Raw genomic sequence first — 6,000 nt, forward strand, 5'->3', positions numbered from 1 at the left:
CATCCGCCACGCTCTGCCCGCACAATACCAGTCACACTCAAAGCGTTATTAAATATATGATTTTTGCATAAATATGCTGCTTTTCCCGCCCTGAATGCTTCATTTTGCGGGTTGTCTGATGGGATGCGCAGGCGGGATGGAGCGCAGCGTCCTGCGTCGTCACATCGCCGCCCTTTGCGCAGGGACCGGGCCTAGAAATTCCGCCCGAGGCAGCGATAGACGGAACTGCGGCTGATCCCCAGACGCCGGCTGATTTCGGTAATGGCTACGCCGTCTTGCGCCAGACTCTGAACCTGATCGCTTTTGGCGCGAGCGGTGGGCACGCGGCCCCGATACCTGCCCTCGGTCCTTGCGCGCGCGATGCCTTCCTTTTGGCGCTCAAGCATCAGATCCCGTTCGAACTGCGCAATGGCGCCCAGCATGGTCAGCATAAGGGCGCTGGTCGGCGAACTGGTGTCGAGCTCTGCGCCGCCCATGCTCAGGATGCGGAGTTCCGCTCCGCGCTCGCGCACGCGATCGACGAGCGCAAGCAGATCTCCGGTGGAGCGCGCCAAGCGGTCCGGCTTCGTGACCACGAGGGTGTCGCCCTTGCGCAGGAACGAGACAGCCGTGGCCAGTTGCGGGCGGCTGTCCTTCACGGCGCTGATCCGTTCTGCGAACACCTTCTCGCAACCCGCCGCCTGAAGATCTCGCTCCTGCGCCGCAAGGCCCGCATCCTGGTCGGTGGTGCTGACGCGCGCGTATCCGATTTTCACAGCAAAAATGCTCCAATAGAGTACCTTGGAATTATGATACACAATCCCAAATACCGCACAATTCGTGTGGAGCAAAAAACAGGAGGACTCAGACTGCTCCACTAGGGCGTGCCCTAGTGAAACGTTTTAAGGTTGTGACTTTATCGGATTTCAATCCACGCCTCCGCACGGGAGGCGACCGGACGCACTAAGTAACGGGCCGACCGCAATCGCGTTTCAATCCACGCCTCCGCACGGGAGGCGACGATGGGTTTCGCGACTGACGAATACACGATGTGGTTTCAATCCACGCCTCCGCACGGGAGGCGACCCTCGTGGACATCCTCACGTGGGGCGGAATCCAGTTTCAATCCACGCCTCCGCACGGGAGGCGACCCACCTCTCTCTATATCCCTGTTAGAAAAGAATAAATTATGCCGTGCTCGCGAACCTCTTAAAAAATGCGTATCTATCCACTCCACGGAGCACGAAATAATCTCTAGTTCACTGTTTTTTCCTGAGATTTTTTAAACGCGAATCTCTCGCCTCCAAGCAAACAGATTCACCTTCGCGCAGGCTCAGAAAAGCAGAGGGCCGTCGAGATCAAGTATGGGTTTGGCTCCATGGTGTTCAACCCGCTTCTTTCCATCCGCGCCAAGCTTGTAAAAGCGCAGACTGTCCTTGCTCTGGTCGATTTCCGCCAGAAGTCTGGCTCGTAACACAGCCCATTGCGCAGGATCGACCTCGCATTCAAACACCGAATTTTGCACGCGCTGTCCAAGATCCAGACACGCCCGCGCCACCCGCCGCAATCGGCGGCGCCCCTCGGCGTCGAGAGTACTTACGTCATAGGTGACGAGCATCAGCATCGCTTATTTCCAAATGAACGGCGGATAACCATCCAGATCCCCTCGCAGATGGCGCGAGAGAAGCAGCGCCTGCACGTGCGAAACCAGCCCCAGAGGCAAGGTCTCCTCAAGAAACGGATACCGTAGTTCGCGTTTCTTGCGTTCCTGCCAGGCGATCAGGACGGCCTTGCGTCCCTCATCCTTCAGCGAAACAGCGCCCCCTTCATCAATGGCGAAGTCCTGCGCCTTGATCTGCCCCCGATTGATGAGAGTCAACGCAAGACGATCCGCCAGAACAGGGCGCAGTTCTTCCATCAAATCGAGTGCGAGGCTGGCGCGTCCGGGGCGATCCGTGTGCAGAAAACCGACCTGAGGATCGAAGCCAACGCCCTCCAGCGCTGACCGGCAGTCATGTCCCAGCATCGCATAAAGAAACGATATCAGGGCGTTCATACGGTCGAGCGGCGGGCGGCGTGATCGAACATGGAAATGGAAAGCGGCCCTGTCGCCCTGAATCATCGCGTCAAAAGCGCCAAAGTAAACTGCCGCCGCCTCGCCTTCGTACCCGCGTAAAACCGCCACGTCGTCTGCTGCTGCTGCGTGGCGCGCTATATGGCTCAGGCGTGCTTCTCCGTTTTGAAGAATCTCGCGCGCCGAGACGTCCATTCGCTCCCCGTGATCGCGCAACGCCCGGCGCAGGACGGTGCGTTGATTGGCGGCCTTTGCGGATACAATGCCGCGCACGATCGGCACGGTGCGTGAAGGAGCCGCCGCCGCGTAGGACAGATCCAGCGCAAAGACGGCCTGCTGTCGCTGAACGACCTGGTCGGCCGAACTGCCGCACGCCGTCAGAGACGCGGCCGACAGCCCGATCAGGAGCGCGGCGACCGGCGCCACGCCAGAAGCTCGCGCCGCCGTGGACGTCTGGGCCTGCACGCTCGCCGCGGCGACGCCGGCGAGAAGAGCCCCGGCCGGAACCGCGTCGGCGATGATCTTCACCGCGGCCGGACCGATATCCTTATGTGTGGCGACCGCGTGGACGGCGGCCGCCATATCGTTGCGCTGCGCCAGAATGCGCCCGACCACGGCGCTGTTGTCGCTGGCGAGCAGCGGCAGCGCCGCCGTCAGCAGCGCGCAGGCGACGGCCTTCGGGCAGCACGCCGAACCAGAGCGCGACCAGCGTGCCGAGGATGTCTGCCAGGGCGAACAGGGACGTTGACTGGCGCAGATGCCGTAGCCGATGGTCCAGTAACCGGCCTGATCCTGATAGGGACGCAGACGCAGCCCTTCAAAACGGCGCGCGAGATCGGCCGCAAGTTGCAGCGGGTCATTCATCTGATGCTCCGGGCATAAAAAAAGCCGCCCAGAGGGCGGCTGACTAATGCATCGACATTCAGGCGATACATCGGAAAACTATAAAAATTCCTTTGGCAGCCGACAGGAAGCCGATGTCACACGACTCCCCTCGGATGCCAGACGCTCTTTATTTATGCGCTTCTGCGTTCAAGGCTAACTGCGTCGGTGGACGCCAGATAGGGGCCAGCAGCCATCACCTCTACGGAAAGAATAAAGGGAGAAATTGAAGGTTGGGAAGCGACGGACACATTTCCTGCCCCGGCCGTCCACCGACCTCGCCCCCCTTCCAGTCCGTGCCAGCCGTCCAGAGACAGGGTCTCAAGATGCTGATCGATGACCTCAACCTTATCAGCGTGCGATTTCATAATATTACCGACCAGAACGCCCAACTCGCGCCTGTCATCGACAAAGGGACCGATCGCATCGCTCGGTCGGCTTGTCCGTGACATGATTCTTACGGCGCTCACCCCAGGCGGGATCATGAAAGAGTAATGGTCGCCAACCCGCCTTAGGGGCCTCATAACCCGCCCTCTGTCGGTCATAAGGCGGACGTCCGGATCGCTCTCCAAAGATGCTTCGCTTTCGATCAGGTTTTCCGCCACAACAGACGCGCGAGCGTCGAGCGCACGATAAATCGGCTCGACAACCGAGCGTTCCACGCTCAACGGCGCAGCAGCATCGAGTTCCCAGGAGCGGGTGCAACCGGCTATTGTCGAGACGTTTCCATGCTGCCGAAAGAGATGTCGGTTGTCGGTGTCCAGATACGTCTCCGTCAGCATGCCGTCGGACCAGATGACCGCGTGCGGCTCCGTCTCGATGTGGTAATACGTATAGTTTTCAATGCTCGTGTCATAAAAAACGCTTTTTCCATTAACCAGCATTCTGACCGGAACAAACTTTCCTTCGAAGAAAAGACAATGCTCCGCCGTGACCAACATATCTTTATAAGGAACACCCTGCGAGATCGCGTCCTTCAGAACGCGCACGGGGTATCCTGCTTCATCTTTCCGAAGAGTACCGTTTACAGAAACGCTTTTACTGCCGACCCACGTGACGCCAGACGTTCTTTCCAGACCGCTGCGCCAGTCGAATGTGGTGACGATGTCTCCGATACGGACGTCCTCTACAGGCACGTCGCCAGACGGCGTACGGATCATCGATCCGGGAAGAAAGCAGGCTCCCACGTAAGTGTTATTACTTGAATAAGTAATTTTTAGAGGATTGCTTGTGCTTCCGTTAATATAATACGTGTTATTTGTCAGCGTAACACCACTGGCGAGCGTCGCGCTGTATGATGCTATTTCAGTTCCGGACGAACCGTAGAGCGTTATCGTTTTTACCGTCGATGACCCCGTTATTGTATAGTACGATACTGTCGCAACGGTATTTTCCAACTCAATCGTAGCTTTTGACGGGTCATAGCCCGTTATAGTGGTGCTCGACAGGTTAAGAAGCGACGCCCCTGCATTCAGGATGAACGTACCGCCGCCTGTTCCGAAGTGAATCGTTGTCCCGGAAAGTGCGGTGATCAGCGTAGTGCCGCCAGAGAATGTGCCGCCATTCGTAATATTAACGGTCGTGCCGGAAAGAGCGTTGGCCACCAAACCATTGCTGAGGGTCGCCGTGCCTCCGTCGACATCGACGACGAGCCCGCTGAGCGCGCTCAACAGCGTTGAAATCGTCGCTGTCCCGCCCACGTAGATCGTCGTCGGAAAGACAGTGATCAGATTCGCCAGAATGTCCACAGATCCGGTAACGCCTGCGGGGACAATGTAGGTCGCTCCAACAAGCAGGTTTGCAATGCTGATTGCGCTATCGGTGGCTGATGCCACGTAGCCGGTCTGAAGAACGCCCAGGACACCGGGATAGAGCGTCCCAGTGTAAGCCGTAGTTCCGTCCGGGTCAGTGATCGTGACATTCCATGACGTTAAAACCCCAAGTGTATAGTTTGATGTTACAACGTATTTTACACCACTGCTGGTTGTTGTTGTCGTCGTAGCCATAGCAATACCCTCTTGAAGAGAAATCTCTGAATTCGGCTTCAGATGAACGCCGGCAGCGCCATAGAAATTAGTCTTTTCCAAACAGTTTCATTTCGAAAGAGTTTTTATACTTGGATGTGTTGCTGTAAATTTTTTCAGATATATTTAATAAATCACCTGTGCTGTTTTTTGATTTATACGCTAAAAAAATACTAAATTACAATTATTCTACAGAATAAACGATTGATATCATTGATAAATTTAATTTTCTTCTAAAATCGATACTAGCGCCGCCCCAATTTCGACAGAAAATAGGAATAACCAGAGTTCCATTGATTTATAAATGTTCACGGATTTGTGATATCGTTTACGCCACTCCATATCGTCTCGATCAATATTTAATTATCGTTTCCTTTATAACACATAAAGAAAATAACAATCACCGCCTGTGCTGCAGAGCGTTGACGATTCCGCTTCCGATGGCGGAGCCGAGGATCAGCAGCGCCCCGTTCATGGCGGCGCGCCTGCTCTCGGCGGTGTTGAGCTTGCGCAGCTCGCTCCAGATCCTGCCCAGCTGCACGTCTGTTTCATCCTTGAGTCTGGCGATGTCCTCTTTCGTCGCGACGTTATCCGGCATCGCTGCCCCCCGCTGGCGACGCAGGCAGCGTCGTGCTGGCCGTATCCGACCCGTCGACGATCGCTTTCAGCGCTTTCTGATACGAGATCCACGCGCCCGGAACCGCGTCGCCCAGTGACCCGTACTCGGCCCAGACGACATTCTGCGCCGCCGTAAGCGCAAAGCCCGCCCGGATCGCGAGAGGAACCGCAGCCGCAAGCTGCTCTGCGGTCATGGCGACAAGCGCCCCGCCCTGCACGCCCCATCCGCCCGTCAGGCGGCCGTTCCACTGATCCGCCGTCAGCGGAACCAGATCCGCGACCGGCGGCGCGACGGCGGGATCGCTCATGCCCCACGCATCCCACCAGCCCGTCACAGGCGCGGGCTGCGCCGCCAACAGGTCGCACGACGCATAAAACCGGTTCGGATAGACAGTCCGGACGTCGATCTCCGCCATCATAAAA

Annotated in this window: 6 protein-coding genes; all 6 read right to left on the minus strand. The window is 57.1% G+C overall.

Features of this window, described 5'->3' with window-relative positions:
• Positions 1-191: 191 nt before the first annotated feature.
• The gene (locus tag G442_RS0117480; protein WP_026399018.1) at positions 192-755 is read right to left on the minus strand and encodes a recombinase family protein; all 564 of its coding nucleotides are present in this window, start codon (positions 753-755) and stop codon (positions 192-194) included.
• 557 nt (positions 756-1,312) lie between these two features.
• Positions 1,313-1,603, minus strand: a complete 291-nt coding sequence (cas2, locus tag G442_RS0117485) for a CRISPR-associated endonuclease Cas2 (RefSeq protein WP_026399019.1) — start codon at positions 1,601-1,603, stop codon at positions 1,313-1,315.
• A gap of 3 nt (positions 1,604-1,606) precedes the next feature.
• Entirely contained in the window at positions 1,607-2,917 is a 1,311-nt protein-coding gene (cas1, locus tag G442_RS26510) for a CRISPR-associated endonuclease Cas1 (RefSeq protein WP_307188555.1), read from the minus strand.
• A 152-nt stretch (positions 2,918-3,069) separates the two neighbouring features.
• Positions 3,070-4,941 carry a Hint domain-containing protein gene (locus G442_RS0117495; protein WP_026399020.1) on the minus strand — a complete coding sequence of 624 codons (1,872 nt, stop codon included), beginning with the start codon at positions 4,939-4,941 and terminating at the stop codon, positions 3,070-3,072.
• Positions 4,942-5,359: 418 nt separating this feature from the next.
• Entirely contained in the window at positions 5,360-5,557 is a 198-nt protein-coding gene (locus G442_RS23150) for a hypothetical protein (protein WP_035376870.1), read from the minus strand.
• A partial coding sequence (locus G442_RS25630) for a hypothetical protein (protein WP_026399021.1) occupies positions 5,547-6,000 on the minus strand: 454 nt, incomplete at its 5' end. The genes G442_RS25630 and G442_RS23150, both read right to left, overlap by 11 nt.

Source organism: Acetobacter nitrogenifigens DSM 23921 = NBRC 105050 (genome assembly GCF_000429165.1).
Lineage (GTDB): Bacteria > Pseudomonadota > Alphaproteobacteria > Acetobacterales > Acetobacteraceae > Acetobacter > Acetobacter nitrogenifigens.

Coding starts and splice junctions, on each gene's coding strand:
- G442_RS0117495 (WP_026399020.1), bottom strand. CDS start 4,941: ATGGCTACGACGACAACAACAACCAGCAGTGGTGTAAAATACGTTGTA.
- cas1 (WP_307188555.1), bottom strand. CDS start 2,917: ATGAATGACCCGCTGCAACTTGCGGCCGATCTCGCGCGCCGTTTTGAA.
- cas2 (WP_026399019.1), bottom strand. CDS start 1,603: ATGCTGATGCTCGTCACCTATGACGTAAGTACTCTCGACGCCGAGGGG.
- G442_RS23150 (WP_035376870.1), bottom strand. CDS start 5,557: ATGCCGGATAACGTCGCGACGAAAGAGGACATCGCCAGACTCAAGGAT.